This is a genomic window from Collinsella sp. AM36-4AA (genome assembly GCF_003467795.1).
In the GTDB taxonomy this organism is placed as follows: Bacteria; Actinomycetota; Coriobacteriia; order Coriobacteriales; family Coriobacteriaceae; genus Collinsella.
Genome location: NZ_QSHS01000019.1, coordinates 1 through 22895, shown reverse-complemented (window position 1 = coordinate 22895; position 22895 = coordinate 1). Strand labels below are relative to the sequence as shown.

Below are 22895 nucleotides of genomic sequence, written 5' to 3'. Positions count from 1 at the left end.
AGCGCAGCAGGTATCCTTTTAGAGAAGTATGACAGCCGTATAAACGCTGGCTGTAGCGGCGATGCCGCGGTACTTGTGTTATTAGGAGGCTTTAGTATGGCAGCACGTGCGGACAAAGTTTCGCGTGTCGACCATGATGGAGTTACGTTGGTGGAAGGCGCGACATCCGATGTTCGCTTTGCCTTCACCGAGCGCGCCGGTGGTGTTTCCGAAGATGCGTACTCCTCACTCAACTTGGGCTCGCATGTTGGCGATGATCCCTTTGCTGTTCAAGAAAATCGTCGTCGCGCGCTCGAGGCTATGGGTGCCGCCGAGTGCGAGCACAACCTGCTCGTTCCCAATCAGGTCCATGGTGACCATATCGTTGCGGTGACCTCGAACGGCGCCGATGACCTTGAGGACGTCCGCGAGCAGATTGCCGAGGGCTGCGATGCCATCGTCTGTACGGCGCATAACGTACCCGTGCTGCTCTGCTTTGCCGACTGCGTTCCCGTGGTGCTGGTGGCCCCTGGCGGATTTGCCGTGGTGCACTCCGGTTGGAAGGGCACGATTGCACGCATTTCCGCCAAGGCGTGCCAGGCGCTTTGCGATGCTGCCGGTTGCGATGCGAGCGGCGTTTCCGCCTATATCGGCCCCCATATCTTGGGTGACGAATATGAGGTATCCCAGGAACTCATGGATCGCTTTGCCGCCGAGTTCTCTTGCATCGATGCGAGTACCTCTCGCATGCTCGATCTTTCCGCTGCCATTCGCGAGGCGCTGGTAGATGTCGGTGTCGACGCGGATAATATCGTGGATACCCAGCTTTCGACCGTGCGTCAGAACGACCGCTTTTATTCCTACCGTAACGAGGGCGGCACCTGTGGGCGCCATGCTGCGATCGGCGTGATGCTATGAGAAAGATCGTATCGGTCCTGAGCGCCGCTGTGCTTACGCTTACGCTGTGCGCCTGTTCTTCGGGATCTTCTACCTCTTCCATTACCGTCGCTGGCTCCACGACCTGCCTTCCTATCGCCGAGATTGCGGCAGAGGGCTTTAAGGAGGAGACCGGCATCGACGTGCTCGTTTCCGGTTTGGGTTCTTCCGCTGGCATCGAAGCCGTCAGCGCTGGCACGGCCGATATCGCCAGCTCCTCCCGTGGACTCAATGCCGACGAACAGGATTTGGGCCTGACTCCCATCGTCATTGCCCACGACGGTATCGCGGTCATCGTGAACGACGATAACCCGGTCGATAACCTCTCGACCGAGCAGCTCCGCGATATTTACGCCGGCAAGATCACCAACTGGAAAGAAGTCGGTGGCGAGGACCTGAGGATTCAGGTCATCAACCGAGATGAGGCGTCCGGCACGCGTGAGGCCTTTCGCACCATCGTGATGGACGGCACCCCGTTCGATCGCCGCTCGGCCGTTCTTTCGGGCACGGGCCAGGTGCGCGACGTGGTATCTCGTTCGCGCGGTGCCATTGGCTACATTTCGCTGGGCTTCGTCGATAGCCTCAACGCCAAGACCTCGGTCAAGGCCGTCTCGGTCAATCATGTTGAGGCGTCCGAGAAGACGGTCGCGAGCGGCGGCTATCCCATCTCACGCGACCTTTACTTCTTTGTGAAGGGTGCGCCTTCGCAGCAGGCGCAGGATTACATCGACTACGTGACGTCCGAAAAGATGGACAAGCAGATTCGCGAGGCGGGCTTTATCCCCGTCACCAACGACGAGAAGGGGAGTGAGTAGCATGGAAGCACAGGAAAACTCCCAGACTGAGCGGAATGTTCAGACGCCCAAGAAGCGCGAGCTGGCGCTCGTATCGCGCAGTACCTATATCAAGGAGAAGGCGCTGCAGTGGATCTTCTTTGCCTGCGCGTTCTTGGCGGTCGTTACCGTCATCCTGATTTTTGTCTTTACCACGTACTCGGCGCTGCCCGTCTTTACCGACATCGGTCTGGCGGACTTCTTTAGCTTTACGTGGGCGCCCTCTGAGGGTCACTACGGCATCGTGTCGCTGCTTGCCGGCTCGGGTCTGGTGACCGTCGGTGCGCTCGCCATGGGTGTGCCCCTAGGCGTGGGCACGGCCGTGTATCTGGTCGAGATCGCCAGCAAGCGCGTGCGCAAGCTCATCAGCCCTGCCGTTGACCTGTTGGCCGGCATCCCTTCTATCATCTATGGCTTCTTTGGCATGATCATCATCCGTCCATTTATCGCGCAGCTGACCGGTGGTCTTGGTTTTGGTGCGCTGACGGCGTGGTTCGTGCTTGCCATCATGATCGTCCCTACCATCACCACGCTCACCATCGATGCCCTCAATTCCATTCCCATGGGCATTCGCGAGGCATCGTATGCCATGGGCGCCACCAAGTGGCAGACCATCTATAAGGTCGTGTTACCTGCCGCCAAGCTGGGTATCGTGGATGCCATCGTGCTGGGTATGGGCCGTGCCATCGGCGAGACCATGGCCGTGCTCATGGTCGTGGGTAACGCCCCGGTTATTCCCGACAGCATTGCGAGCCCCATCTCGACGCTCACGAGCCAGATTGCGCTCGACATGAGCTATTCCTCGGGTCTGCATCGCTCGGCGCTGTTCGGCATGGGCGTGGTCCTGTTTATCATTTCCGCCACGCTGGTGGGCATCGTCCGTCTGATTTCCAAGAAGAAGAGGGGGTAGGCTATGTCCGATTCCGTTGACACGACGGTCGATACGACCTCGTCGCGCGAGCGCATCAAGCGTGCCCTTTCCCACGGCAAGAAGGGCCGCATCAACAAGGACCTGTCCAACAAGATCATGCTTGGCGTGTTCCGTGCCGCGGCATACATCACCACGCTGGTGCTGGTCGCTATCATCGCCTACGTGGTCATCAACGGCCTGCCACACATCTCGCTCGACTTTATCTTCGGTTGGCCCCAGGGCGTCAACGCCGAGGGCGGTATTTGGCCCACGATCGTCTCGACCGTCTATGTGACGGCGCTCGCCATGCTTATCTGCACGCCGATCGCTGTGCTGGCAGCCGTCTATCTGGCCGAGTACGCCAAGCAGGGCAAGATCGTCGAGCTCATTCGCTACGCTGCTGACGCTTTGGCCTCGGTGCCCTCCATCGTTATGGGCCTGTTTGGCTACGCCTTGTTTGTCGAGGCTATGGGTCTGGGCCTTTCGATGGTCTCGGCCGCTCTGGCGCTCGCGCTCTTGATGCTTCCCATCGTCATGCGCACCACCGAAGAGGCCATTCGCGCCGTTCCGCGCTATATCCGTTGGGGCGCGTATGGCCTGGGCGCCACCAAGTGGCAGGTTGTCTCCAAGATCGTGCTTCCTTCTGCCTTTGGCCGTATTGCCACGGGCATTGTCCTTGCCATCGGCCGTGCCATTGGCGAGACCGCCGTGGTGCTCTACACCATGGGCCAGGCCATCAATCTACCTATCTCGCCGCTCGATTCCGGCCGCCCCATGACCGTTCACCTGTACCTGCTTGCCAACGACGGCATCAACATGAACGCAGCCTACGGCACCGCGCTCTTGCTGATGGTGATCATTCTGGCCTTCAACCTGTTTGCGCGCTTCCTGTCGCGCAAGCGTCGCTAGTTAAGGAGTCCCATGTCCGTTTATCAGTCCGCTCCCACGCTGGAGCAAGCGGCCATTACGGCCAAGGATTTCAACTTTTGGTACGGTGACTTTCATGCGCTGACGGGGCTCGACCTCAACATCGCCAAAAACGCCATCACCTCCTTCATTGGCCCTTCGGGCTGCGGTAAGTCGACGTTTTTGCGCTGCATCAACCGCATGAATGACCTGATCGAGGGTACGCGCGTCGAGGGCACCATGACGCTCGACGGCAACGATATCTATGCCGAGGGCGTCGACCCGGTCGACCTCCGTCGCCGCGTGGGCATGATTTTTCAGCAGCCCAACCCGTTTCCCAAATCCATCTACGATAATGTCGCCTTTGGCCCTCGTCTGCAGGGCGTGACTAGCAAAAGCGACCTCGATGACATCGTGGAAGAATCGCTCAAGCGCGCCAACCTCTGGAAAGAGGTATCCAATCAGCTCAACAAGGATGGTTTGGCGCTCTCGGGCGGTCAGCAGCAGCGTCTGTGCATCGCGCGCGTGCTTGCGGTGCAACCCGATGTCCTCCTGATGGACGAGCCCTGCTCCGCCATCGACCCCACGTCCGTCTCTAAGGTCGAGGATTTGATGGCCGAGCTGGCGCCCGAGATGACGATCATCATCGTCACGCATTCAATGCAGCAGGCAGCTCGTATCAGCGACTACACCGCATTCTTCTTGCAGGAAGTTGCCGGTGAGCCTGCCACGCTCATCGAGTATGGTCAAACCGACGCGATCTTCACCAGCCCGGTGGACTCGCGGACGGAAGACTATATCACCGGCCGCTTTGGCTGATCGGTGCGACTAGTCCCAAGCCGATCGGACCTGGTCCGGTGCGTATTCACTGTGCGGGCGGCATGACCGCACCCAACTGATTGGAGTGAACCATGCGTAAACTGTTTTCCCGTCAGCTCATCGAGGCCCGCCACGAGATGCTGAGCATCTACGAGGCCGTCGATCTGGCCCTCCACGATGCCGTTAAGGCCTATGTGACCGACGACCGCAAGCTCGCCACCAAGACCAAGAAGCGCACGCTTTCGATTGACGCGCGCTGCGCCAACTTGGAGGCCGTGTGCTACAACCTGATCGCCACGCAGTCGCCGGTCGCCTCCGACTTCCGCTTGCTGCAGACGATTATCTACGTCGACTTTAACCTGCAGCGCATGACCGATAAGGTTCGCCAGATCTGCCGCGCCACGCGTCACATGGTCAAGGCCGACATCTCGCTGCCCCAGGAGCTCGTCGGTACGGTTGAGGCCGAGGCCGAAGCTGTTTACCAGGTGCTGGGCTCTTCGCTTTCTGCGCTCGTTACCAATGACATGTCCATCATCTGCAACCTGGCCGTCGAGGACGAGCCAGTGCACGCCGCCTACGAGAAGTTCTTCCGCACCTTTAACCGTATGGATACGGGCGACTTTATGGACGACGACGGCAACTATGACGACCTGCGCCGCGCCATCATGGTTTCGCGCTATCTCGATCGCATCGCTTCGATTTCCATCGATGCCGCTTGCCGTCTGACCTTCCTGTTGACTGGTCAGCGCATGAACGCCGGCGATATCGCCCGTGTGGACGAGGATGAGCTCGAGAGCATGCGCGTGCCTTCGGGCGAGGGTGTTATCATGAGGCCCGCCGTCGACGCGCACTACGTTGCCAAGGTGCCCGCCAACGAGCTCAGCGAGGGTCTTCGCTACCTGCTCGATCATCTTGAGGACGAGGACGATGGCGAGGACGACGAGGAGTAACTAGCCCCGTTCGTCGAAAGATTGTAAATACCTAAGTGAGCGCGGCCTTGCACATGCGGGGCCGCGCTCTTGCGTTAGCATGGGACTACTTGTTTGGCTGTCAGCGGAGGCGATTGGCAATGGATAACTATTTGGACTTGATGCGCGCTCGCCGCGAGCAGATTCTGGAACGTTTTTATGCGGCGCTCGATCACGCGGGCCGCCCCCACGACGACGCGCGCCTCATTGCCGTGTCCAAGACCGTTGGTGTCGATGAGACTGTTGCTGCCATCCAGGCGGGGTATCGCCATTTTGCCGAGAACCGCCCGCAGGAGCTGGTTCGCAAGCTCACGGGTCTGGCGGAGCATCCGGAGTTGCCCGAGGTGCGCTTCGATATGATCGGCAACCTGCAGACCAATAAGATCAATGCGGTGCTGGGCTCAGCCGAGCTGATTCACTCGGTGGGTTCGCTGCATCTGGCGCAGGCGATCTCGAGCCGTGCTGTCCGCAAGATTAAGGCAGGCGAGCTCGCCGGCCCCCAGCGTGTGCTCATTGAGGTCAATGTGAGTGGTGAGGAGTCGAAGGGAGGCTTTTCGCCCGATGAGATTCGCGCCGCCGCGGGTGAGCTTGCGGAGCTTGAGGGAATTTGCGTGCAGGGGCTTATGACTATGGCGCCCCGGGGGAATAAGGATGTGGCACGCCGCACCTTTGCGGGGCTTCGTGAGCTGAGGGATGAGCTGGAGGCGGCACATCCCGATTTGAACCTGCCTGAGCTTTCCTGCGGCATGAGCGAGGACTTTGAGCCTGCCCTTGAGGAGGGCTCTACGCTCGTTCGCCTGGGCAGGGTAGTATTTAGCCCGGAGTTTGCAGTAAAATAAGGCTCTGAAGTGCGCACTGATTATCGGGGCGCCTGCACTAAACCGCGAGAGGACACAACCATGGGCTTCCTTGACGAGATTAAAAATAAGATGCACCTGGGCGGCCAGCAGGGTTACGACCAGGGTTATGGCCAGGACGACGACTACGGCTACGATGACGGCTATGACGATGGTTATCAGGACAACGGCTACAGCGGTGCTTCGGGCGAGGGCTTCTACACCCAAGATGAGCCGAGCAACGGCCTGCTTGGTCAGACGCGCCGTGGTGAAGCTGAGTCGGTTGCCGTGTATACGCGCTCCGGTCAGCTGGTCGGCGATGACTCTCGCCATGCCACGACGTATAACCCGCCTTCGCGCTCGCAGGACAGCGTTGCGAGCGGTTATCGTCCTGGTGCCTATGACACGCCGTCGAGCTACGCCGAGAACACCCGCGCCCGTGCCGCCGCTGCGCCCACGCCTGCACCGAGCGATGCCTCGGCCTATGCGAGCAATATCATCAACGCCACGCCGCAGCTGCCGGCCTATGTTCTGCGCCCCGAGAGCTATGACGACGTGGAGACCGTGGTGCGCCGCGTTCGCACCAAGCAGCCTGTCGCACTGATTTTTGTGGGCGTACGCACCGAAGTTGCCAAGCGCGTCTTGGACTTCTCTTACGGCTTTGCCTGCGGTCTGGGCGCCACGGTCAAGGAGGTAGGCGACCGCGTGTTCATGGTGCTGCCCGCCGGTTGCGAGGTCAAAGATTCCGATCTCAAGAAGCTTCGTGCCGACGGCTACCTTAAGTAAAGACAAGACGAGGAGATTCCCATCAACATCTACACTATCGTCCAGCTGGTCAACACGCTGTTCAACTTCTATTCCACGCTCATTGTCGTCTACTGCTTTATGACGTGGATTCCCATGAAGCAGGGTGGTTTACTTCAGGATATTGCTGCGGTGCTCGATAGCGTGTGCGGTCCGTGGCTCAACCTGTTCCGTCGTTTCATTCCGCCGATGGGCGGTATCGATTTTTCGCCGGTCGTTGCGATTATTGCGTTGCAGTTGGTGCAGAGGCTGGTTCTGCAGCTTCTTATAGGTATACTCGTATAGAACTGACTTTGTAACTTACGTCGGGCGTGTAGCGCCGAGGCGATGAAAAAGGAGACTTGTTATGGCTATTACCCCTGCTGACATCCAGGCTCAGACTTTCTCTGAGGCCAAGCGCGGCTATGATCCCGCCGAGGTCGACGTCTTTTTGGAGACGCTGTCCTCAGAGGTTGACGCCATGCTTGCCAAGATCGTTGATCTTAAGGGTCGCCTGACCGCCACCGAGCAGCAGCTTGCCGACGCGCAGGCTCAGCTTGCCCAGGCCCAGGATACCGCCGCTCAGGCCGTTCCTGCCGCGCCCGTGGCTGCTCCCGCCCCTGACTTCTCCGCTCAGGAGCGTCAGATTTCCGCTGCCCTGATCGCTGCCCAGCAGACCGCTGAGACCATCGTCAACGATGCCAACGAGAACGCTGAGCGTATCCGCAACGAGGCTGACGCTAAGGCCCGCGAGGTTATCCGCCAGGCTCTGACCGAGAAGCAGGCCGAGCTCGAGGAAATCGATCGTCTCAAGGCTTCCCGCGAGGAGTTCAAGGCCGAGTACCTCAAGCTCATCCAGCACTTCATGGACGATGCCCAGAACTCCTTCCCGGCCGACCTCATGGCCTCCACGCCGGTCGGTTCTGCCGCTTCTCCTGCGGTGACTGTTCCCGCTGAGCCGCTGCCCGTCGCTGACCCGGTTGTCCCCGTGGCCGATCCCTTCGCCCCGATCGACAACTTTGCCGCCGACGACCTGGACTAGCATCAGAGCTACAATCTAGTGTCCTTAAGAGGAGCTCGCACCTGCGGGCTCCTTTTTTGTGGCTGTATACGGGTTGGGAAACAAAACGCCGAGCTCTGCATGCGATAGGACAGAACTCGGCGAAGGGCGCTTGGTAAAAGGTAGATTTTAAGGTATGTCTAAAAACTACTTGAGGAGGAAGTTGGAGAGGGGAATAGTGCGGGCCTCGCGATGCTCGGGATCGGCGATGTGGTCGGCGGGATAGCCACAGACGAGCATGTGATAGGGATAGACGCCCTTGGGCAGATTGAACTGCTCCTCTGCCACCTCAGGCTTAAAATGGCATACCCAGCACGTTCCCAGGCCCTGCTCGGTGGCCTCCATCATCATCTGATCACACACGATGGACGTATCGATTTCACTGGAATTCATCTGGTCATACGGGCGCACCCAAGCATCATCGGTAACGCTGCAAATAAGGAAGACAAGCGGAGCCCCAAAGATGGACCCATCACGAGCAAACCGAGGCTGACAAGCAGCAGCCTTCTCCAACAGCTCAGGCGTATCCAGCACCATCACACGGGCTGGATGATTATTACAAGCAGAAGGAGCAATCCGCCCCGCCTCAACAATGGCATCCACTACCGACTGCTCAACAGGACGGTCCTCAAAAGAACGACAAGAATACCGACCACGAGCCAGATCCAAATAAGACATACAAGCCCTCCTAAAATTAAAAATCAAACAAACCAAAAGTAACCCAAAGAGTACCCAAAGCAGCAATCAGCCAAACGCTCATCAAGGGCCAAAGTGTCCGAACGGATACCAAAGGTCCCTTCAGCCAAACCCCCGTCGCGCTAAATCTATCAGCCAAAGTTCCCAATGGTGGTGCATAAGGGAGCGGGCCCGGCCACTAATAACCTTTTGAACGACTCTGCTTGCAGCCGGAGTGAAAAAGGTTATTAGTGGCCGGGCCCGCGACCGGTGGGACATGTACCCCCAATTAACTGTTCTTCATGACAATCGAATCCACGACATCGGCCACATTCTCGCAGCAGTCGGCGCAGTACTCCAGGAAGGCGTACACGTCACGCCAAGCGATGACCTCGAGCGGGTCCTTGCCGTTAACGTGCAGGTTACGCATGGCGTTGATATAGAGCTCGTCGGCCTCGGACTCGATGGTGTTGATCTGGATGACGAGCTCGCGCAGCGTTTTGGACTTGCGGTAGTTGGGCAGCTCGACCATCAGGTCTTTCATGGCGCGGCAGGCGTCGGTCACCTTGTGGGCGATCACGATGGCATCGGGATGGATGCTCTGGATGTTGGTGAAGTAGACGCGCTGCACGACGCCCTCGATACGGTCGAGCACGGTGTCGAGCGAGCAGCTCATCAGGTTCAGGTCCTCGCGCTCAAGCGGGGTGATAAAGGCCGTGAGCAGGGCGTCCTCGAGCTCATGGTGCTTCATGTCGGCCGCATGCTCAATCGCATGCATCTCCTCGAGCATGTCGTGGATCTGCGCCGGGTCGAAGTTCTCAAAAATCTTGATGAGCAGCTCTGCGGCCTGGACGGCGAGGTCGGCGCAGGCGACGTAGTTATCGAAGTAGAACGAATCGGGTTTCTTTGCCATGGGTGGGTCCTTTCGAGGCGAAGACGGGTGGGCGATGCATTGCAGTCCGGATGGACGCTCGGTGTGGCTAGAGGAACATCATGAACAGCTTGGCCATGACAAAGCTGATGAGTCCGCAGGCGGGGAAGGTGAAGAACCAGGTGAACATCATGTCCTTGACCACGCCGAAGTTGATGGCCGAGAGGCGCTTGACGGCACCGACGCCCATGATGGCGCAGGTCTTGATGTGGGTGGAGGACACAGGGATACCGGTAAGGGTGGCAAGCAGCAGATTCGCGGCGCCTGCGAGGTCGGCGGAGAAGCCCTGATACTTCTCGAGCTTGACCATGCTCTGGCCGACGGACTTGATGATGCGCTCGCCGCCTACACTGGTGCCGATGCCCATGGTGGCCGAGCACAGCAGCATGATCCAGATGGGGATGCCGGCGTCGCCGACGCTCGTCTGGCCGTTGGCGAAGGCGACACCTAAAAAGAGCACGCCGATGAACTTCTGCCCATCCTGCGCGCCGTGCATAAAACTCATGGCCGCAGCACTCGCGATCTGAGCGTATTTAAAGAAGACGTTGGCACGTCGCCTATTGGCGGCGGCAAACAGAATAGAGACGAGTTTGCACAGGATCCAGCCCATGACAAAGCCCAGACCGATGGAGAGCGCCAGGCCGTAGATGACCTTCATCCACTCGTGGACGTTGACGCTGTTCGCGCCGCCGAGGGCGATGGCAGCACCGGTCAGGCCGGCGATAAGGCTGTGGCTTTGCGAGGTGGGGATGCCAAAACGCGACGCTGTGGCGCCGTAGACGACGATGGAGAAGAGCGCCGCGCAGAGGCACGCGAGTGCCATGGTGCTGTTTCCGCCAAAGTCGACGATATGTGAGATGGTGTTGGCGACGCTCGCGTTAAAGTGCGTCATGATGAGCACGCCCAAGAAGTTGAATGCGGCGCTCATGAGGATGGCGGCGCGGGCGGGCATGCAACGCGTGGTGACGCAGGTCGCGATGGCGTTGGGCGCGTCGGTCCATCCGTTGACGAAGATGGCGCCGAGCGCGAGGATCACGGTGACGGCAAGGACTGGGTTCGACACAAGCTGGCCGAGGAAGGTTGAGAACGTTACGTCCATATATGGGCTTTCTCGAAGTTTGCAGACACGTTACAAAAACATGATAAATCGTATCACCTCCTGCGGGTTTCTTTACCGAGTTCTGATGGGAGAAGTGAATTTTTTGGCACTAACATTGAATATTAGCCCTGTTGACCGCGGGTGTTCTTTTTGCTAACACGCCATGAGGACACGTGCGCGCGTCCCAACATCCCAAAACCACAGTCTGTTCGCTTTACAACATACAAACATGCGTTCGATAATAGGGACCATGGAATACCGACAGACAGATGGCAAAACTCGACGCGTGCACAAGCAGTATGTGGACGTCGTGGCCCGCATCCTTGCGGGCGGACAAGTCGTGCCGGTCACCGTCTGCTGGGTTGACGGCCGTTGTTTTACGATCGACGAAATTATCTCGACCACCGGGTTTGGCCTGACGGTTCACGGCATTCGTACGGCAACCTATAAGGTACGTTTTGGCGGACATGCGACCGAGTTGTATCTGGAGGACCAAACGCGTGAGCGGGCGGACGGCTCGCAGGCGCACGTGATGCGTTGGTGGGTCTGGGCTTTTGATCGTACGCTCGAGGGCGAGCGCCGCAGGTAAGAGCGCGCGGCATTCGGGTACAATGGCAGGAATCTTGTCACCTACGGCGCTGTTGTGGCGCTTTTTGAAAGGACGAAGCTATGAACGATATCCAGGGCTATCAGAACGGCCCCGTCGAGACCGGCGCAAGTCGCGCCAAGGAGATGTCGCCGCGCGCGTACAATCTCGCCATATCTGCCCTGATCTTCTTGGGCTTTTGCGCCATGGGTGCCGGCGCCTACTTTACGAGCACCATGTCGTTTGCGCGCATGATGATGAGCGGCGCCGCCCTGCCACTGGTCTTTGGCTCGTTTATTTTAACCATCGTCGGCATGGTCATGATGTCGGCTGCTGCGGGCAAGCAGTCCGTGGGTCTGTCCCTTGTGGGCTACGTAATCTTTGCGAGTACCTTCGGCCTGACCGCGTCGTTTGGCCTTGCCAACTACGACCTGCCCACCATCAACACTGCCTTTATCGCCACGGCCGCCATCACCTTTGTCTTTGGCGCCTTGGGCGTGACGTTCCCCAAGTTTTTCCAGCGCGTATATGGCATCGGCTTTGGCATTCTGCTCGCCACTATTCTGGTTGAGATCGTGCTGATGTTCATGGGCGTCTCGCAGACCATCACCGACCTGATCGTGATCGTGGTGTTCGCCGGCTTTATTGGCTACGACACCTATGTTGCCACGACGGTGCCGCCCACGCTGCCCAATGCGGTGCTCATGGCGTCCAATCTGTTCGTGGACATTATCAACGTGTTCCTGCGCATCCTGAACATCCTCGGTCGTCGCGACTAGCGCGGTGGATTGCAGCGTTTCTTGTCGGACGCGGTAAAACGATGTGAAAGGCGGTCCTTCGGGGCCGTCTTTTTTGTACGCGGCGGGGTATCATGGATGGGAAAAGCCGATAGCGGCAGCGACAGGAAAGGTGGCCACGTATGGCAGACGTCGACAACAGGAACCGTAACCGCAGGTCCAACCGAGCGGGTCAGCCCAATCCCAAGCGCGAGGCCCGTGCCAAGGCCGCCGAGCGTCACGTGGCAACTGTGTCCGAAGCGTGCGCCAAGGATATCGAGCGTTCGCTTGCCGGTGTTCGCGAGTTTGACGGTATGCCTGCCGGCTTTGTCGCGGCGATGAAGGCCAAGGTTCAGAGTGCTGTGGCCGCCGAAGAGCAGGTCGCCGAGGACGTCGAGAACGCGGAGACTGCCGAGGTCGAGGCGGCGCCCGAGCCCGTCGAGGAGCCTGCCGAGGAAATCGCCGAAGCTGAGTCCGCGCCTGCTGAGGAGCCCGCTCCGGTCCTGCCCGAGGTCACTGTGCTTGATGCCTCCGCCACGCAGGCAATCCTCGATAACGGTCGCGGCTATGCGCAGTTCTGCGATATGGCCGTGCTTGCCTTTGCCTCGTTTACCAATCCGGGCGGCGGTTATATCCAGGGCTACCTGGGCCAGGAGGCGACGCTCTGCGCCGATTCGTACCTGTACAACGTGCTCGACAAGCAGCGCAAGTGGTACGGCGAGAACCGTCGCCGCAACATCAACTGCGAGCTCTACCGCAACCGTGCGCTGGTGGTGCCCGCGGTGCGCTTTGACCGTAACCACGTGCATGCGTATGCCGACGTGATTGTGGCCGCTGCGCCCAACGTCAAGCGTGCCCGCCAGGAGTACCGCGTGAGCGACGACGCCCTGTTGGATGCCCTGCGCGACCGTATCCGCTTTGTCCTTGCCATCTGCGATGAGCTGGGTCGCGAGAAGCTCGTGCTGGGTGCTTGGGGCTGCGACAATAACGGCTTTGACGCTGAGGCGGTAGCCGAGCTCTTCCGTAAGGAGCTCGCGTCGGGCGACTTTAAGGTCAAGCAGGTGTTCTTTGCCGTGCCCTCTACGCGCTGGGATGAGGACTTTGCCAAGTTCGAGCACGTGCTGGCAAAGTTCCCCGAGCGCAACGAGGAGTCCTATGCCCAGGTTGCCGCCCGCGCCGCAGCCGCTCGTGCCGCCGAGCAGGCCCAGGCTGCCGCCGAGGATGATGAGGATGAGGACGACTGGCGCAAGTACCTGTAAGCGGCGCGCGTGATGTGATATGCCAAGCCGACGGGAGGGATCGCCCCGTCGGCTTTTTACTGAATGGGGAGCTCAAGATGAAAAACGTTCTGTGCTTTGGTGACAGCAACACCTATGGCTATGATCCGGCTGGTATGCGCGATGGCACTGCGGTGCGCTATGCGCAGGATGTGCGCTGGTGTGGTGTGGCCCAGCGCGACCTGGGTGAGGGTTGGCATGTGATTGAGGAGGGGCTCAACGGCCGCACGACGGTGCGCGACGATATGTGCCATCTGGACACCAACCTCAACGGCATTCGCGCGCTTCCGATGCTGCTCGAGGCCCATAAGCCGCTGGACGCCATTGTGATCATGCTAGGCACCAACGACTGTAAGACGGTCTTTAACGTGACAGCTTCCGATATCGCCCGTGGCGCTATGGCGCTGATTCGCGCCGTCCGCGCGTTTCCGTGGACCAACGCCGCGCCTTGTCCACGCATTCTGCTGATGGCTCCTATCAAGATCAAGCCGCAAATCGCCGATGTGTATATGACCGACTTTGACGAGCATTCCGTCGAGGCCTCGGAGCATTTTGGCGAGTACTACGCGCACGTGGCCGAGCAGTTTGGCTGCGACTTTTTGAATGCCGCCGAGTTTGCCGAGCCGGGCGATATCGACTACCTGCATATGATGCCCGAAAGCCACGAGAGCTTGGGACATGCCGTGGCAGCCAAGCTCCAAGAGATGCTCGGTGAGTAGCACGGCCCCAAACCACCACAGAGTTCCCCTTGCGGGGGCTTGTTTCGTTTGTTTGTCTTGATCTGTAACAGTTCCAAGGCCGAAAACGGGCTAGATGTTACAGATTAAGATTATTTAGGTCGATATCGATTGTTTGTCTTGATCTGTAACATCTAGGGTCGATTTTGCCGAGTTACTGTTACAGATCGAGATGTTTGTGGGAGCCACCGCAAAGGTGCCTGTCCCCTTTGCGGCGGTTTTGGGCTGCGAATCTTAATATTGCCACATGTGGTTGACGGGGCCGGAACCTTTGCCCATGTCAAAGCCGGCGGCGAGAGCGCCGGTTAGGTAGGCCTTGCCCGCGTTGACGGCATCGGCAAGATCCATACCCTGGGCCAGCGCGCAGGCGATGGCGGACGAGAGCGTGCAGCCGGTGCCGTGTGTGTTGTCGGTCTCGATGCGCTTGTGGCGGAACCACGTGGTGAGTGGATCTCCCAGATGGTTGCCCTCGTCATCGAGTGGCGCGGGTTCGGCCAGTACATCGTTGGCCTCGTTGACAAGATGTCCACCCTTAACGAGGGATGCGCAACCAAAGCGGCGGGTGAGGAGCATGGCAGCATTTTGCTGCGTGCGCTCGGAGTCGACCTCGTAGTCGAGCAGGGCCATGGCCTCGGGAATATTGGGCGTGATAACCGTCGCTAGCGGGAACAGGCGGCGGGTGAGCGCCTCGGCGGCATCTTCGGCAATCAGCCGCGCGCCCGAGGTGGCTACCATGACGGGGTCGACTACCACGTTTGTCGCGTTCCAGGCGCTCAGGCGGTCGGCGATAACATCGATAATCTCGGCAGAGGAAACCATGCCAATCTTGACGGCGTTGGGGCGGATATCGTCAAAAACGGCATCGATCTGCGCCGCGACAATATCCGGGGAGATGTTCTGCACGGCGGTGACGCCCAGGGTGTTCTGTGCGGTGATGGCGGTGATGGCCGTCTCGGCATACAGGCGGTGCGCCGTGATGGTCTTGATGTCGGCCTGAATGCCGGCGCCACCGCTGGAATCGGATCCTGCGATGGATAGAACGGCAGGTACCTTACTGCGATCCATGTTCGCTCCCTTGTTCGGTCGGAATCAAATGGGTCTATAAGCCAGCATTATAAAGATGCCCGGGCCGACTCTATGTCGAACCCGGGCGGGCGATGCAATCTTTACGCAAATGCAAGCAAATGTTCACACGTCAACAATTGACAGGCACCGGCTCGCCGCCAGAAGCGGCCGCGGCGACAGGGCTAGTCCTCCATGCCAAGGTCGATCGTGGTGCCCTCGAAGATCTTGTTGACGGTTCGGACGGCGCACATCTTGCCACACATGGTGCAAGTGCCCTCGGTGGCGGCGGGGGACTCCTCGTAGCGCTTCTTGCCCGTAACCGGGTCGAGCGCGCACTTCCACATGGCGTCCCAGTCGAGCTTGCGGCGTGCCTGGCCCATCCTGTCGTCCATGTCGCGGGCGTGGGGCACCTTCTTGGCGATATCGGCGGCGTGTGCGGCGATCTTGGTGGCCATGAGGCCGTCGAGCACATCCTGGGCGTTAGGCAGGCATAGGTGCTCGGCCGGTGTCACGTAGCACAGGAAGTCGGCACCGGAGCTGGCGGAGATGGCGCCGCCGATGGCGGCGGTGATGTGGTCGTAACCCACGCCGATATCGGTCACCAGCGGTCCGAGCACATAGAACGGAGCATTGTGGCACAGGCGCTTCTGCAGTTTCATGTTGGCGGCGATCTCGTCGAGCGCCATGTGACCCGGGCCCTCGACCATGACCTGGACGCCGGCGGCCCAAGCGCGCTTGCACAGCTTGCCCAGCTCGATCATCTCAGCGGTCTCGGTGGCGTCGTTGGAGTCGTAGAGACAGCCCGGGCGGCAGGAGTCGCCGAGCGAAATCGTCACGTCGTACTCGTGGCAAATCTCGAGCAACTCGTCGTAGAACTCATAGAACGGGTTCTCGTTACCGGTGACCTCCATCCAGCCAAACAGCAGTGAACCGCCGCGGCTCACGATGTTCATCAGGCGGCCGGTCTCCTTAAAAGTCTTGGTGACCGACTTGTTGATGCCGCAGTGGATGGTCATAAAGTCCACGCCGTCCTCGGCGTGCGCGCGCACGACCTCGAACAGGTCGTCCTTGGTGAGCTTGACCAGCGGCTTTTCCATGTAGCCGATGGCGTCGTACATGGGGACGGTGCCCACCATGAGCGGCGTCTCGTCGATGAGCTGCTGGCGGAACTGGCGCGTCTTGCCCGAGTTGGAGAGGTCCATGATGGCGTCGGCGCCGTAGTCCTCGGCGATCTTGACCTTCTTCCATTCCTCGGCGGCATCGGCCTTGTCGCCCGAGATGCCCAAGTTCACGTTGACCTTGGTGGACAGGCCTTCACCGACGCCAAAGGCGCGCATGCCTTTTTTGATGTGCACGATGTTGGCGGGAATGGCGATACGGCCGTCGGCCACGCGCTCGCGGATGTACTCGGGGTCGCGATGCTCGCGCTCGGCGACTTCCTTCATCTGCGGCGTGATCTGCCCGGCACGGGCGAAGTCGATTTGCGTGACGAGCTTGGGCTCGGTCTGTGTGCTCATTGGCACGGCTCCCTTCGTTGGCATTACCCATATCAGGTTTGCGGGTCAGGGCGGGCGCGCCCAGTCTCAGCCTGCCGTCTTGTCCTGCAAGCTCCCCGTTTATGTAATGGGCTCAAGTATAGCTCGAATGGGTACGATTGGCCTAACGAGCGTGCCTGTGGGGAGACGTACATGGAAGACAAGCATCTATATCGAGAGACACAATGGGATGTATCGGCCGAGGAAAGCCGTGCGCACCATGGGTTGGTCGCGATTGGTTTTGCGGTGCTTGCCGTGCTGGTGATTGCCTTTTGTATCTGGACGTTTGGTGGTCGCGGCGGCGCTGCATGGGAGTTCGAGGCCGACGATGCCCTGCCGATCATGACAGTGAAGGTTACGGGCGGCAATACCGTTGCCGCGCCGGGCGACTATTGGTATCCGCGCGACGAGTTTGTGCAGCTGCAGCTGAGCGGCGGGTCTATTCCGGGCGAAGAAATCGAACGCGTGACGTTTGATGCGACGCTCAAAACGCTGACGGTGAAGCTCAAAGATCAAGGGGACGTGCCCACGACCATGGACATTGCGCTGACGGAATGGCGCTTGGAGCCCCCGGCGGGCGCTGCGGTATCCGAGGTGGAGCACGTTAAGATTACCTACCAAGATGGCTCGACGAGCGAGATTGCAAAGGCCGATGGCTTGGCGGAGTAACGAGGTGTTTGGAAACGGCGGGTCTATTGTGCCTGCGCGTTCATGAAAACCAGGGTGTTTTTGTCTGAAAGCTCGGGGATGTGTCGATAGCCGATGTTGAATGCGGTAAGTTCGCTTGCATCCTCGAGCTTGTTTTCTGCCATCCAGCGCACCATGGAGCCGCGTGCCTTTTTGCTGGCGGTCGAGCGCTGGATGGGCTTGCCGTTGCGGATGCCTTCGCCAAAGAGGCATGTGACGACCGTGGCATCGGTGGTGAGGCGGGGCAGAACGGCTTTGGCGTATTCCGCGCTCGCGAGGTTGACGATCGTAGCGTTGGAGCCCGCCGGAGCGATGGCCCGTGCGAGCTTGTCGCCCCAAAACGCATAGAGGTCTCGGGCATCGTCGACGGCAAGCTTCGCGCCCATCTCCAGCCGATACGGTTCAACGGCATGAAAGGGGCGTACGCATCCGTAAAGGCCCGAGAGGATCCACAGATGGTCTTGCAGCCATGCGAGCTGCGCGGAATCCATCACCTCGGGCGCCATGCTCTGGTATTGAATGCCGTGGTAGGACATGACGGCAGGGGAGAGGTGACGGGCGAGTGCGGGATTGTCGAGATCGCCGTTTTTCAGGATGGGCCCAAATTCATGCAGGGTGTTGAGGCAAGGCCCCAGCAGTTTGTCACTCACGTTCCATAGCGCCTGCAGGCCGCCGCTGCCTTCATTTCGTTCGATATCTAGCAGTGCGCGGTGGAGGTGAGTCGTCTCGCGCGCAAAAGGTGGAATGCCCAGGACTTCAAAAGCATCTTGGGCCGCACGCATCTGCTTGGCGGGCGAAATGATGACCTGCAGCATGGACTCTCCTCTGCCAAAAAAGAAGTTGCGGTGGAATACGGTCTGTTTTGGCCGTTTAGGGGCCAGTTTAGTCCGTATTTCACCGCAACTGATGAAGGGTTGGTTAGGCGCGCTCGATGAAGGCCTTGTAGCCGCGATAGGCCTCGTAGATGTCGGCCTTGTTGGCGACCTCCCACAGGGCGTGCATGGACAGGACGGCAACGCCGGAGTCGATGACGTTCATGCCGTACTTGGCCATGATGTAGGCGATGGTGCCGCCGCCGCCCGCGTTGACGCGGCCGAGCTCGCAGGTCTGGAAGTCCACGCCTGCCTCGTCCATGATGTCGCGGATGAGGGCCACATACTCGGCATCGGCGTCGTTGGAGCCACCCTTGCCGCGGCTGCCCGTGTACTTGTTAAAGCACAGGCCACGACCCATAAAGGCTGCGTTCTTGGTCTCGAACTTGCCGGCGTAGCCCGGGTCGAAGCCGGCGGACACGTCAGAGGAGAGCATGCGGCTGTGGGCGAGTGCACGGCGCAGGGCCAGCGGGCTATCTTCGCCGGCGAGCGTCATGATCTCGGCGACGGTGTTCTCGAAGAAGCGGCTCGTCATGCCGGTGGCACCCACGGAACCGATCTCCTCCTTGTCGACGATGAGTGTGATGCTCGTGCGCTCCACGTTGGCGACGTTGATCTGGGCGACCATGGACGGATAGGCGCAGACACGGTCGTCGTGGCCATAGCCCAGAATCATGGAGCGGTCGAGGCCCATGTCGCGGGCCGGGCCGGCGGGTACGACCTCGATCTCGGCGGAGAGGAAGTCCTCCTCCTCGACGTCGTACTGCTCCTTGAGGATATCCAGGAACATCTGCTTGACGGGTTCCTTGGGGGCGTCCTTGTCGTCCTCGTCAAACTTGACGGGGCGGCCGCCCACGATCACGTCGAGGATCTCGGCATCGACGGCGTCCTTGGCGGGCTTGGCCATCTGCTCGCTCGAGAGGTGGATCAGCAGGTCGGAGATGGTAAAGACCGGGTCGTCGGCCTTGTCACCGATGTTGATGTCGACGGTGGTGCCGTCCTTTTTGCAGATGACGCCCACGAGTGCGAGCGGGGAAGCGACCCAGTGGTAGCTCTTGACGCCGCCATAGTAGTGCGTGTCGAGATAAGCCATGTCGCCGGCCTCGAAGGCGGGGTTCTGCTTGAGGTCCAGGCGCGGCGAGTCCACGTGGGCGCCCAGGATGTTAAAGCCCTGCTCGAGCGGGGCGGTTCCCAGGTTGACGAGCATCAGGTCCTTGCCGTGGTTGGCGGCGAACACCTTGTCGCCGGCCTTGAGCTCGCGGCCCTCGGCGATCACAGTCTCCAGGTCGACGTAGCCCGCCTCCTCGGCCATCTTGATGCCGGTCTTGACGCACAAGCGCTCGGTCTTGTTCTCGCTCAAAAACTGCTTATAGCCGCGGCAAAGCTCCTCGAGCTCCTCGATTTGCTGTGGCGTGTACTTTTTCCATGCGCAGGGACGCTCCATGACGCAGGCTCCTTTCGGATCGATCGTGCTGGTTGATGTACCGTGAGCCATCGTATCACGCGCGGGCCCGCGGCGGCGGGGAAGCTTGATGTGCTGTGGCTGTGGGGCGGGGAGCGTGTAAACTGGTGTGAGCAAGCCGTGCCCAGCCCAAAGCGAGGTATTCAATATGTCTGACAAGCGCCGTACCTTTGCCGTCATCGACGGCAACTCGCTCATGCACCGCGCCTTCCACGCCGTGCCGCCCACCATGAACGCGCCGGACGGTCGTCCCACCAACGCGATCTTTGGCTTTTTGAATATGTTCCTCAAGATGATTGACGCCTTTAATCCCGACGGCGTTGTCGTGGCGTTTGACAAGGGCAAGCCGCGCGTGCGCATGGAGATGCTGCCGCAGTACAAGGCTCAGCGCCCGCCCATGGACCCCGATCTGCACGCACAGTTTCCCATGATTAAGGAGCTGCTCGCCGCACTCAACGTGCCGATTTTGCAGTCCGAGGGCTGGGAAGGCGATGACATCTTGGGCACTATGGCGCGCCTGGGCGAGCAGGCCGGCTGTGATATGTTGCTGGTGACCGGTGATCGCGATATGTATCAGCTCGTGACCGAGCACGTTAACGTGGTCTCGACCCGCAAGGGCCTGTCCGACGTGGCGATCATGACGCCCGAGAGCGTGGACGATCTGTATCACGGCATCACGCCGGCGCTCGTGCCCGATTTTTATGGTCTGAAGGGCGACACGTCCGACAACATCCCCGGCGTGCCGGGCATCGGCCCCAAAAAGGCGAGCGCGCTCATTGCGCAGTACGGTAGCCTGGACGAGGTCATCGCACACGCCGACGAGGTCAAGGGCAAGATGGGAGAAAACCTGCGCGCGCACATCGATGATGCGCTGCTGAGCCGCAAGGTCGCAACCATCCGCACCGATGCGCCTGTCGAGCTCGACTTTGACGAAACATCCTTCCCGGCGTTTTCTGCCGATGAGGTTTCCGCGGCGCTGGGTACGCTTGGTATCACCGCCATGCAGAACCGTTTCTTGGCACTGATCGGTGACGAGGGTGGCGCTGCTGCCAGCACGTTTGAGATTCCCGCCGTTTTGCGCGCAGCCGGCGGCGATGCTGGCGCGCTTGGTGCCGTTGCGGCTGAGGTCTCCCGCGTGATTGATGCCGGCGAGTGGGTCGCCGCCGTGGTGGACGATGACAAGGAAGAGGGCGCGCTCTTTGGGCTGACGCGCACGCTGTGGTTGGCGACGTCCAAGGGCCTGTTTGCGCTCGAGGAGGGCGACAGCGGTGCGGCGGCTGAGGTTGAGGGCTTCAACTTCGCCCACGGCGTGATTGCCGGCGTGCTCGCGCGTCTGTTTATGGAAGGCCGTGTGGCGAGCCCGGATATGAAGGCGCTTCTGCATGAGCTTTCGCCCATCGATTCTTCTGAGCTCGAGCTCATGGATCCGCTGGCAGTCGATTCCACGCGCATCTTCGATACCGTTGTTGCCGCCTACCTGTTGGATTCCGACCGCTCCGAGTTTGACGAGGTGTATCTGGCCGATACGTATCTGCAGATGGCGCTGCCTGCGGCGCGCGGCGCAGAGGGTGCTGGCGAGGACGCTCCTGCGCCCGCCGCTCGCACGGCGGCCTTGACGCTGGCGCTGGTTGCACCGCTGCGTGACCGCATGGCCCGCGAGAACGCCGCCAACGTGTTCGATGGCATCGAGATGCCGCTCGTTCCGGTACTTGCCAAGATGGAGCGCGCGGGCATGCTCGTGGACCCCGACCGTCTGCACAGTCTGTCCGAGGGTCTGGCGACCCAGATTACCGAGGTCGAGCGCAGTATTCGCGACCTGGCGGGTGACGAGACCTTTAATATTGGCAGTCCCATGCAGCTGTCGCACGTTCTCTTTGATGTGATGGGGCTTCCGACCAAGGGCCTCAAGAAGACTAAACGCGGCTATTATTCGACCAACGCCAAGGTACTGAGCGACCTTGCCCGTGACCACGAAATCGTGCGTCTGATCTTGGACTGGCGTGAGAAGTCCAAGATCAAGTCCACCTATCTGGACACGCTGGGTCCGCTGCGTCGAGGCGACGGCCGCGTGCACACCACGTACAACCAGACCATCACGGCAACGGGTCGCCTGTCCTCGAGCGACCCGAACCTGCAGAACATCCCGACGCGCTCGGAGCTGGGTCGTACCGTCAAGACGGCGTTTTCGGCAGGCGAGGGAAGCGTCTTTTTGGCGGTGGACTACTCGCAGATCGAGCTGCGTCTGCTGGCGCATCTCTCGGGTGACGAGCACCTGGTGCGCGCCTTTAACGAGGGCGAGGACTTCCATGCCGAGACGGCAGCGCGCGTGTTTGGCGTGCCGGTGTCCGAGGTAACGCCCGACCTGCGCAGCCGCGCCAAGGCCGTGAACTTTGGCATCGTGTACGGTCAGCAGGCCTATGGTCTGTCGCAGTCGCTGCACATCTCGATGGCCGAGGCGCGCGACATGATTGATCGCTACTACGAGGCCTACCCGGGCGTGCGCACGTTCCTCGACAATGTGGTGGCGCGAGCCAAGCAGACGGGCTATGCCGAGACCATGTATGGCCGCAGACGCCATATTCCCGAGCTCAAGGCCAAAAACCCACAGCTCCGCGGCTTTGGTGAGCGCACGGCCATGAACCACCCCATGCAGGGCACCGCCGCCGACATCATCAAGATCGCCATGGCCCGCGTAAGCCGCCGCCTGGAAGAAGAGGGTTTTGCCGCCCACATGATCTTGCAGGTACACGACGAACTGGATTTTGAGTGCCCCGTCAACGAAGTCGAGCGCCTAACCACCATGGTCCGCGACGTCATGGAACACGTCGTAGACCTCCGAGTACCCCTAATCGCCGAAGCCTCAACCGGAGTAACCTGGGCCGACGCCAAATAGTAAAGCACTCGGTAAGGCAAGCTCGCCCAAGACGCAAGCCCCCACATACTTAAGATTTGGGACAAACATTGCTGATTAATTTGTCCCACAGTAACCAAAACAGAGGGGAGCCCCTTCCAACAAGGGGCTCCCCTCTGCTCAAATCATTTCAGCTAAGTATCTAGACACTCAAGACGCCATCTTGGCGGCAGGAAAGTAAACCTAGGACCTGGCCGGGCGGCGCGGATTAGTTTTTCGTAGATTCCGCACGAGCCGGAAAGCACTTAATGT

The 22895-nt window shown here is 60.0% G+C and carries 23 protein-coding genes and 1 riboswitch; of the genes, 16 read left to right on the top strand and 7 right to left on the bottom strand.

Annotation, left to right across the window (positions count from 1 at the left end; genetic code table 11):
* Nucleotides 1-96: 96 nt before the first annotated feature.
* The 10 genes from DW850_RS06985 (at nt 97) to DW850_RS06940 (ending at nt 8012) form a co-directional block, all read left to right on the top strand.
* Entirely contained in the window at nt 97-897 is an 801-nt protein-coding gene (locus tag DW850_RS06985; RefSeq protein WP_117786671.1) for a polyphenol oxidase family protein, read from the top strand.
* Entirely contained in the window at nt 894-1730 is an 837-nt protein-coding gene (locus tag DW850_RS06980) for a phosphate ABC transporter substrate-binding protein (protein ID WP_055251678.1), read from the top strand. Before DW850_RS06985 ends, DW850_RS06980 begins: the two co-directional genes overlap by 4 nt.
* A 1-nt stretch (nt 1731) precedes the next feature.
* Entirely contained in the window at nt 1732-2658 is a 927-nt protein-coding gene (gene pstC, locus DW850_RS06975; protein WP_117757006.1) for a phosphate ABC transporter permease subunit PstC, read from the top strand.
* Nucleotides 2659-2661: 3 nt separating this feature from the next.
* Entirely contained in the window at nt 2662-3567 is a 906-nt protein-coding gene (gene pstA, locus DW850_RS06970) for a phosphate ABC transporter permease PstA (RefSeq protein ID WP_055251684.1), read from the top strand.
* A gap of 12 nt (nt 3568-3579) precedes the next feature.
* Nucleotides 3580-4383 (top strand): phosphate ABC transporter ATP-binding protein PstB, encoded by an 804-nt coding sequence (pstB, locus tag DW850_RS06965; protein ID WP_117786670.1) that lies wholly within the window; start codon nt 3580-3582, stop codon nt 4381-4383.
* 92 nt (nt 4384-4475) lie between these two features.
* Complete coding sequence (locus DW850_RS06960) at nt 4476-5333, top strand: PhoU domain-containing protein (RefSeq protein WP_117786669.1); 858 nt, start codon at nt 4476-4478, stop codon at nt 5331-5333.
* Nucleotides 5334-5452: 119 nt separating this feature from the next.
* The gene (locus tag DW850_RS06955) at nt 5453-6190 is read left to right on the top strand and encodes a YggS family pyridoxal phosphate-dependent enzyme (protein ID WP_117786668.1); all 738 of its coding nucleotides are present in this window, start codon (nt 5453-5455) and stop codon (nt 6188-6190) included.
* 60 nt (nt 6191-6250) lie between these two features.
* The gene (locus DW850_RS06950; protein WP_117786667.1) at nt 6251-6973 is read left to right on the top strand and encodes a cell division protein SepF; all 723 of its coding nucleotides are present in this window, start codon (nt 6251-6253) and stop codon (nt 6971-6973) included.
* A gap of 15 nt (nt 6974-6988) precedes the next feature.
* On the top strand, nt 6989-7276 hold the full coding sequence (locus tag DW850_RS06945) for a YggT family protein (protein WP_040358293.1): 288 nt from the start codon (nt 6989-6991) through the stop codon (nt 7274-7276).
* Between the two features lie 61 nt (nt 7277-7337).
* A complete protein-coding gene (locus DW850_RS06940) occupies nt 7338-8012 on the top strand; it encodes a DivIVA domain-containing protein (protein ID WP_117786666.1) in 675 nt (224 codons plus the stop codon).
* Between the two features lie 165 nt (nt 8013-8177).
* Here the strand turns inward: DW850_RS06940 and DW850_RS06935 are convergent, their stop codons facing one another.
* The 3 genes from DW850_RS06935 to DW850_RS06925 all read right to left on the bottom strand — a co-directional run bounded on the left by DW850_RS06935 (nt 8178) and on the right by DW850_RS06925 (nt 10735).
* Nucleotides 8178-8708 carry a nitroreductase family protein gene (locus DW850_RS06935; RefSeq protein WP_117786665.1) on the bottom strand — a complete coding sequence of 177 codons (531 nt, stop codon included), beginning with the start codon at nt 8706-8708 and terminating at the stop codon, nt 8178-8180.
* A 286-nt stretch (nt 8709-8994) separates the two neighbouring features.
* Nucleotides 8995-9618 (bottom strand): DUF47 domain-containing protein, encoded by a 624-nt coding sequence (locus DW850_RS06930; protein WP_117786664.1) that lies wholly within the window; start codon nt 9616-9618, stop codon nt 8995-8997.
* 67 nt (nt 9619-9685) lie between these two features.
* Nucleotides 9686-10735 carry an inorganic phosphate transporter gene (locus DW850_RS06925; RefSeq protein WP_117786663.1) on the bottom strand — a complete coding sequence of 350 codons (1050 nt, stop codon included), beginning with the start codon at nt 10733-10735 and terminating at the stop codon, nt 9686-9688.
* Nucleotides 10736-10985: 250 nt separating this feature from the next.
* Here DW850_RS06925 and DW850_RS06920 point away from each other — a divergent pair, with 250 nt between their 5' ends.
* The 4 genes from DW850_RS06920 to DW850_RS06905 all read left to right on the top strand — a co-directional run bounded on the left by DW850_RS06920 (nt 10986) and on the right by DW850_RS06905 (nt 14093).
* Nucleotides 10986-11324, top strand: a complete 339-nt coding sequence (locus DW850_RS06920) for a hypothetical protein (RefSeq protein ID WP_147346257.1) — start codon at nt 10986-10988, stop codon at nt 11322-11324.
* 80 nt (nt 11325-11404) lie between these two features.
* Nucleotides 11405-12100, top strand: a complete 696-nt coding sequence (locus tag DW850_RS06915) for a Bax inhibitor-1 family protein (RefSeq protein WP_117786661.1) — start codon at nt 11405-11407, stop codon at nt 12098-12100.
* 140 nt (nt 12101-12240) lie between these two features.
* Nucleotides 12241-13356 carry a TIGR02452 family protein gene (locus DW850_RS06910; RefSeq protein WP_117786660.1) on the top strand — a complete coding sequence of 372 codons (1116 nt, stop codon included), beginning with the start codon at nt 12241-12243 and terminating at the stop codon, nt 13354-13356.
* 77 nt (nt 13357-13433) lie between these two features.
* The gene (locus DW850_RS06905; RefSeq protein ID WP_117786659.1) at nt 13434-14093 is read left to right on the top strand and encodes an SGNH/GDSL hydrolase family protein; all 660 of its coding nucleotides are present in this window, start codon (nt 13434-13436) and stop codon (nt 14091-14093) included.
* 252 nt (nt 14094-14345) lie between these two features.
* Here DW850_RS06905 and thiD read toward each other — a convergent pair whose 3' ends face one another.
* Nucleotides 14346-15176: a bifunctional hydroxymethylpyrimidine kinase/phosphomethylpyrimidine kinase gene (thiD, locus tag DW850_RS06900; RefSeq protein WP_117786658.1), complete on the bottom strand. Its 831-nt coding sequence runs from the start codon at nt 15174-15176 to the stop codon at nt 14346-14348.
* Between the two features lie 182 nt (nt 15177-15358).
* A complete protein-coding gene (gene thiC / locus DW850_RS06895) occupies nt 15359-16693 on the bottom strand; it encodes a phosphomethylpyrimidine synthase ThiC (protein WP_117786657.1) in 1335 nt (444 codons plus the stop codon).
* Nucleotides 16686-16801: riboswitch (TPP riboswitch) on the bottom strand. It overlaps the preceding gene by 8 nt.
* 63 nt (nt 16802-16864) lie before the next feature.
* On the opposite strand from thiC, the gene DW850_RS06890 reads away from it, so the two are divergent.
* Nucleotides 16865-17380, top strand: a complete 516-nt coding sequence (locus DW850_RS06890; protein ID WP_117786656.1) for a hypothetical protein — start codon at nt 16865-16867, stop codon at nt 17378-17380.
* 23 nt (nt 17381-17403) lie between these two features.
* On the opposite strand, the gene DW850_RS06885 is transcribed toward DW850_RS06890, so the two are convergent.
* Entirely contained in the window at nt 17404-18213 is an 810-nt protein-coding gene (locus DW850_RS06885; RefSeq protein ID WP_117786655.1) for a YaaA family protein, read from the bottom strand.
* Nucleotides 18214-18316: 103 nt separating this feature from the next.
* Nucleotides 18317-19714: an aminopeptidase gene (locus tag DW850_RS06880; protein ID WP_117786654.1), complete on the bottom strand. Its 1398-nt coding sequence runs from the start codon at nt 19712-19714 to the stop codon at nt 18317-18319.
* 166 nt (nt 19715-19880) lie between these two features.
* Between DW850_RS06880 and polA the strand changes: the two genes are divergently transcribed.
* Complete coding sequence (polA, locus tag DW850_RS06875; RefSeq protein WP_117786653.1) at nt 19881-22625, top strand: DNA polymerase I; 2745 nt, start codon at nt 19881-19883, stop codon at nt 22623-22625.
* Nucleotides 22626-22895: the final 270 nt, after the last annotated feature.

What these genes read in the sequence shown, in the direction of transcription:
- DW850_RS06910 (WP_117786660.1), top strand. Translation starts at nt 12,241, where the DNA reads ATGGCAGACGTCGACAACAGGAACCGTAACCGCAGGTCCAACCGAGCG.
- DW850_RS06880 (WP_117786654.1), bottom strand. Translation starts at nt 19,714, where the DNA reads ATGGAGCGTCCCTGCGCATGGAAAAAGTACACGCCACAGCAAATCGAG.
- DW850_RS06915 (WP_117786661.1), top strand. Translation starts at nt 11,405, where the DNA reads ATGAACGATATCCAGGGCTATCAGAACGGCCCCGTCGAGACCGGCGCA.
- thiC (WP_117786657.1), bottom strand. Translation starts at nt 16,693, where the DNA reads ATGAGCACACAGACCGAGCCCAAGCTCGTCACGCAAATCGACTTCGCC.
- DW850_RS06905 (WP_117786659.1), top strand. Translation starts at nt 13,434, where the DNA reads ATGAAAAACGTTCTGTGCTTTGGTGACAGCAACACCTATGGCTATGAT.
- DW850_RS06985 (WP_117786671.1), top strand. Translation starts at nt 97, where the DNA reads ATGGCAGCACGTGCGGACAAAGTTTCGCGTGTCGACCATGATGGAGTT.
- DW850_RS06980 (WP_055251678.1), top strand. Translation starts at nt 894, where the DNA reads ATGAGAAAGATCGTATCGGTCCTGAGCGCCGCTGTGCTTACGCTTACG.
- pstA (WP_055251684.1), top strand. Translation starts at nt 2,662, where the DNA reads ATGTCCGATTCCGTTGACACGACGGTCGATACGACCTCGTCGCGCGAG.
- DW850_RS06890 (WP_117786656.1), top strand. Translation starts at nt 16,865, where the DNA reads ATGGAAGACAAGCATCTATATCGAGAGACACAATGGGATGTATCGGCC.
- pstC (WP_117757006.1), top strand. Translation starts at nt 1,732, where the DNA reads ATGGAAGCACAGGAAAACTCCCAGACTGAGCGGAATGTTCAGACGCCC.
- DW850_RS06940 (WP_117786666.1), top strand. Translation starts at nt 7,338, where the DNA reads ATGGCTATTACCCCTGCTGACATCCAGGCTCAGACTTTCTCTGAGGCC.
- DW850_RS06950 (WP_117786667.1), top strand. Translation starts at nt 6,251, where the DNA reads ATGGGCTTCCTTGACGAGATTAAAAATAAGATGCACCTGGGCGGCCAG.
- DW850_RS06885 (WP_117786655.1), bottom strand. Translation starts at nt 18,213, where the DNA reads ATGCTGCAGGTCATCATTTCGCCCGCCAAGCAGATGCGTGCGGCCCAA.
- DW850_RS06930 (WP_117786664.1), bottom strand. Translation starts at nt 9,618, where the DNA reads ATGGCAAAGAAACCCGATTCGTTCTACTTCGATAACTACGTCGCCTGC.
- thiD (WP_117786658.1), bottom strand. Translation starts at nt 15,176, where the DNA reads ATGGATCGCAGTAAGGTACCTGCCGTTCTATCCATCGCAGGATCCGAT.
- DW850_RS06920 (WP_147346257.1), top strand. Translation starts at nt 10,986, where the DNA reads ATGGAATACCGACAGACAGATGGCAAAACTCGACGCGTGCACAAGCAG.
- DW850_RS06955 (WP_117786668.1), top strand. Translation starts at nt 5,453, where the DNA reads ATGGATAACTATTTGGACTTGATGCGCGCTCGCCGCGAGCAGATTCTG.
- DW850_RS06960 (WP_117786669.1), top strand. Translation starts at nt 4,476, where the DNA reads ATGCGTAAACTGTTTTCCCGTCAGCTCATCGAGGCCCGCCACGAGATG.
- DW850_RS06935 (WP_117786665.1), bottom strand. Translation starts at nt 8,708, where the DNA reads ATGTCTTATTTGGATCTGGCTCGTGGTCGGTATTCTTGTCGTTCTTTT.
- DW850_RS06925 (WP_117786663.1), bottom strand. Translation starts at nt 10,735, where the DNA reads ATGGACGTAACGTTCTCAACCTTCCTCGGCCAGCTTGTGTCGAACCCA.
- polA (WP_117786653.1), top strand. Translation starts at nt 19,881, where the DNA reads ATGTCTGACAAGCGCCGTACCTTTGCCGTCATCGACGGCAACTCGCTC.
- pstB (WP_117786670.1), top strand. Translation starts at nt 3,580, where the DNA reads ATGTCCGTTTATCAGTCCGCTCCCACGCTGGAGCAAGCGGCCATTACG.